Below are 3848 nucleotides of genomic sequence, written 5' to 3'. Positions count from 1 at the left end.
AAGGTGGAGATGAATACGATAGTGCAATCGCTGCTAAAGAAACAGTTGAGAAATACTGGCAGCATAAAGACAGAGAGTATAAAGAATATCAACAAAAGCTTATCCTGATGCAAGAGTAAAGCATTATCTAGATTTTAGACCAAGCTCCTCTCTCTTTTTGCTAAACAAAAATCCCGTTTAACAATACCTTGTCGCATCTTCGCCACATTCATCTACTAAATACAACAAACACTTGTAACGTAGACCAATTATTTGCTCATAAAGGGGGTTGATTTTACACAATGGTGGAATGTGAAAAAGTGTCCTTCCCAAAATTGTTACAGTTCTTTCAAAAGGACAATGGGATGGAATTAGTTTGCATAAGAGCCTGGCTAATTTGGAATCATGTATTTCTAATATCTCAAGCTGATAACGGATCTGGTTTAATAAGTTATTGTTGAAATAGTCTTTTTTTAAGAAATTCATATATCAATTCTCTTTCCAAAATCTATTTCTCTAAAATGCCACTTCTCTACGGAGAAAAACATCGTAAATTTACGAAACTATTTCTCCGCTTAAAGAAACCCTATGGAAATATCAGTAAAATTCCTTAAAATCCACAAGAGGAAGGCAATCGTATCTAAATGAGAAATATTAGGAGCAAAGTTAAACGTCTGAAGGGGACATGAGTATAAGCGCATCCCTAGCTCCTGTAACGACTACTGTTCTTTACTTTAAGGAATTAGCGTTAGAAATAAACACAAGGTCTTGTTTGAAGTATTACCTCAGCAGTGGGTTGTCAACAAAAGAGCTACCAAACCGAATCTCCGCGCTAGATTTCCCACCAACACCCCACTCATCACTTCAATAGCCCACATCAGCAGCACTTCCGGTAATTTTGGGATAATCGATTAGGGAAGCGATGGAGTATGGCGACAACATCTGAAGTATTTTATTAACTTTATTTACAACTTTTCGGTTAAAAACTGAAGCATCTTTTGGATGTTACTGCCTCAAACCCTTTTATTTAGAGATTTATAGCCCAATTACGCGCCCTCTACCCCAAATTATTATTAGTTATTGGGGCCATTGTGGCCGGGTAGCAAAGCTGTATCGCTCTAATCTCGCCCATGATGACCCTGTTATAACCTTGTTTTAAAACGCTCTCACGGATAGGATGTCTGATGAATACAGCCGCACACGAACTTGCTCTTGACTACACGAACACCGTCCAAGCCGAAAAAACAGAAGAGATATCCCCAACCGCGCTCGATGAGCAGTACGATACTGCCACCATAATGGGCGGACTCTACGGCGACGGGATCATTGGGTTGAAAGGAGCGTTTGAGCCGACGTGGGCAAATCGCCTCGGTGAGGATATTGAAGTTCTCTTCTCAGAAGCGCTGGCGCGTCCTGGTGGGGCGGTGGGGCGAGGACCTAACCGATACTACGTAGAAATTCACCCGGAGAGGATCAGGGGGTTCCTCGACCTCGTGACACATCCTTGGGTAGTGGCAGTGTCAACCGCGATTCTCTCTAAGGACTACAAAATCGTGGAGATTGGGTTCGACGTGCCTTTGACTGGCTCCATGAATCAGCCGTGGCACCGCGACTTTCCCTCGCCTGAAGCCACTCTGACAGGACGCAGGCTCAACTCCCTTGCCTTCAACTTGACCACTGTGGACGTTGAAGAAGACATGGGGCCGTTCGAGATCGCACTCGGCACCCAGTGGGATCGACCAATCGGCTTCAAACACGAAATGTTTCCGCCCAAATCTCTCTACGGCCGATATCAAAAGCGCACCGTAAGGAAGATGCCGAAGCGTGGAGATATATCTGTCCGGTCAGCACTGACCATTCATCGAGGTACAGCTAACCAATCCCAAAAATCGCGCCCAGCCCTAGTGCTTGGTGTGGATGCTCCAGATGCCCAAAATGCAGAGCGGCATGATCTCCAGTTTACTCGGTCTTACTACGAGACTATCCCTGTAGAACACCGAAAGCACTTCGCCTGTCGAATCGTTGAAGAACTAGAACCGATCGTACAAGCGCATACGATCGAAGGACTGGTTATGGGGGAGGCTTAGTACAGGGCGGTCGCATCATGTCAATAAGCATATATTCTCAATAGAGTTAAAATAATGTCATTAATCCTTGCTTATTGCCAAAGTTTTAGGCATCGCTTTGGGACTTAAAAAATAATTAAACGCAAAAGGAAAGATTTTTTCGTCAGTTTTTAACTCTAGTTATGATCGAGAGTAATTTAAATGCGTTTGTCTTGAGGCTTAATATGATGTGAGTTCAGTTTAAAACACATTGGTTAGCATATAAGAATTACTGCGTTCTTCCTGCCAAAACAATGTTTTAATGAGCTATTTCGCTTTATTAAATTATTCTCTTTCTTTAGTCATCATAAGCTACCAAAATAGCCCAATATTTGTCCCCAAGCCGAAAAGTTTTTTTTGAGGGAACATACTCCCTTGGAGGGTTACATTTAATTCTGGTATACCCAAAGTTTTTAATGTCAGAAATTATATGCTTCATCTGAGGTCACTTGAGACTAAAGACTGATTTCTCAATTGAGTTCCACCAATAGGATTAGAAAATACCTACATTTTTTGAGGCTAGAAAATAACAGATTTTTCAATTGTTACCATGTTCAATAGTGTTTTACCTCAAGAGGCTTCTCAACAAGAAGTAACATCTCAAACAAAAGTAGTACAAGAGGACTCTGCTGGTGGATTCAAGCCTAGTTATGATAATTGGGCTTTTGATCTGGCTTGGTTTGGGCAAGTTAGAGCAACAGTTTTATCAAGGAAGGGAAATCCCACCTAGAAATCTGCCAGGGTAAGACATCTTTTTGCCTCAAGCAATAGAATTTTTTCACTACCGAATTTTTCAGATGGTTGAAGTCAACTTTAATGTTTGGGGTAACGGTTCTATCAACAGTTCTGGGCGCATTACTTCTGAGGCACCAACCTATGTTGTTATTCATGGCTATCAAAGCAGTGGTGGCAATGCAGGCAATAACTACAAAGCTGTTGATTGGATGGAAAATATAGCCCAAACCATTCGGCAACGTGAGTCAAATGCTAATATTATTCTCCTAGATTGGGAAGAAGGAGCTAGTTCCCTGTGGTATCCCACTTCCGCCGCCAGAACACGCGATGTTGGTAATCAGTTGGCTACCTACTTAATAAATAATGGCATAGAGCCGACTTACACCAATCTGATCGGGCATAGTCTGGGAGCGCACATTGCTGGATTCACTGCTTCAACCTACCGTGAATCTACAGGGCGTTCTCTTGCTCAAATAGTAGGACTCGACCCCGCAGGACCTGAGTTTGAAGACAAAACCGCAAGTGATCGCTTAGATCCAAGTGATGCTAATCGAGTTGTATCTTTACATACTAGTGAATCTTTGGGTTATGATTCTCAGTTGGCTACCTTAGATATTTATGCCAACTGGAATGACTTATTCCAGCCTGGACAGTGGAATTTTGCTGGCAATCACGGTTATGCCCATATCCTCTATACAGAATTACTCCAAGGCAATAGTTTTACCCAATCCAACGGTATTCTCTTGAACTTGAATACAATAGTCAATGCTGAATTTACTGGGTACAACGATGCCAGCACCGAATGCAAAGGCGATGAGCCTGAGTAGGCTGTCATAGTTAATATGCATTAATCAAAAACTCCTGATGACTCTGATAGATTGGCGATATCAATTCATTGAATTGAAAACGACTCAAGCACCGACAGTGCCGCGATCGCTGATTTGCATTTCCAGAACTTCTTCAATGCGTTGAATTGTTGCCCAAGACAGTTGTTTACCCGATGCATTAGCGTTTTCCTGTACTTGTGCT

At 42.3% G+C, this 3848-nt stretch carries 4 protein-coding genes; 3 read left to right on the top strand and 1 reads right to left on the bottom strand.

Features of this window, described 5'->3' with window-relative positions; genetic code table 11:
* Positions 1-177: 177 nt before the first annotated feature.
* Positions 178-465: a Mo-dependent nitrogenase C-terminal domain-containing protein gene (locus H6G26_RS39650; RefSeq protein ID WP_190737384.1), complete on the bottom strand. Its 288-nt coding sequence runs from the start codon at positions 463-465 to the stop codon at positions 178-180.
* Between the two features lie 698 nt (positions 466-1163).
* Here H6G26_RS39650 and H6G26_RS39645 point away from each other — a divergent pair.
* The 3 genes from H6G26_RS39645 (at position 1164) to H6G26_RS39635 (ending at position 3646) form a co-directional block, all read left to right on the top strand.
* Positions 1164-2066, top strand: a complete 903-nt coding sequence (locus tag H6G26_RS39645) for a phytanoyl-CoA dioxygenase family protein (protein WP_190737382.1) — start codon at positions 1164-1166, stop codon at positions 2064-2066.
* Positions 2067-2634: 568 nt separating this feature from the next.
* Positions 2635-2814 carry a hypothetical protein gene (locus H6G26_RS39640; protein WP_190737374.1) on the top strand — a complete coding sequence of 60 codons (180 nt, stop codon included), beginning with the start codon at positions 2635-2637 and terminating at the stop codon, positions 2812-2814.
* Between the two features lie 67 nt (positions 2815-2881).
* Positions 2882-3646, top strand: a complete 765-nt coding sequence (locus tag H6G26_RS39635) for a hypothetical protein (RefSeq protein ID WP_190737372.1) — start codon at positions 2882-2884, stop codon at positions 3644-3646.
* The last annotated feature ends 202 nt before the right edge of the window (positions 3647-3848 follow it).

The sequence above is a fragment of the Nostoc sp. FACHB-888 genome, from assembly GCF_014696655.1.
Classification (GTDB): Bacteria; Cyanobacteriota; Cyanobacteriia; order Cyanobacteriales; family Nostocaceae; genus Nostoc.
The sequence above is the reverse complement of the archived record's forward strand: the minus strand, read 5'-3'. Positions and strand labels throughout refer to the sequence as shown.